At 64.3% G+C, this 917-nt stretch carries 1 pseudogene; it reads left to right on the top strand.

From position 1 onward, the window contains the following. Positions 1 to 50: 50 nt before the first annotated feature. Positions 51 to 898: pseudogene (locus ON36_RS33890) on the top strand (IS5 family transposase). The last annotated feature ends 19 nt before the right edge of the window (positions 899 to 917 follow it).

Genomic DNA, 917 nt, shown 5'->3' with positions numbered 1-917 from the left:
CTAGGGCCTGTCCTGTAATTCGTTGTGGTGGTTGGTGTTAGCTGTGAGGTGTGGTTGGTCGTGGTGAGTTGACCGATAAGGCATGGGCTCGGATCGAGCCCATGCTGCCGGTCTCGGGTCGTGGACGGCGGTGGCGTGATCACCGGCAGGTGATCACCGCGATCCTGTGGAAGCTACGCACCGGCGCACCATGGCGTGACCTGCCCGAACGGTACGGGCCCTGGAAGACCGCGCACGAGCGGTTACGGACCTGGACTGTCGATGGAACCTGGCAGAAGATCCTCGACGAAGTGATCGTCAAGGACGATTCGATCGGCGAAGTCGAGTGGATCATCTCGGTCGATTCGACTGTGGTGCGGGCCCATCAGCATGCTGCCGGAGCCCGGAAAAAGGGGGCGCCGTCGGCGTCGCCGGAGAAGCCCTCGGACGATCGCGGGGTGGACTGAGTACCAAAGTCCACTTGGCCGTCGATGGTCGTGGTCTGCCGATGCGGGTATTGATCACCGGTGGTCAAGCTGGTGACAATCCGCAGATCCTGCCGCTGCTGGACGGGATCAGCGTGGCGCGGACCGGACTCGGTCGGCCACGCATGCGGCCCGAGGCGGTGATCGCGGACAAGGCCTACTCCCATCCCTCGACTCGGGCCGCGCTGCGGCGGCGGCGGGTGCGGTTCGTCAGTCCTGAACGCGATGATCAGATCGCTCGCCGTGCCGGCAAGGGCTGCGCGGGTGGCAGGCCACCGGCGTTCGATCCCGAGGTCTACAAGCAACGTAACGTGGTCGAACGCTGCTTCAACCGGCTCAAACAGTTCCGTGGTCTGGCCACCCGCTTCGCCAAGCGCGCCGCCTACTACCTGGCCGAGCTCACTATCGCTGCGATCGTGCTCTGGTTGCGATGAATTACAGGACAGGGCCTAG

It is taken from the genome of Nocardia thailandica NBRC 100428 (assembly GCF_000308795.1).
GTDB classification, from domain to species: domain Bacteria; phylum Actinomycetota; class Actinomycetes; order Mycobacteriales; family Mycobacteriaceae; genus Nocardia; species Nocardia thailandica.
The sequence above is the reverse complement of the archived record's forward strand: the minus strand, read 5'-3'. Positions and strand labels throughout refer to the sequence as shown.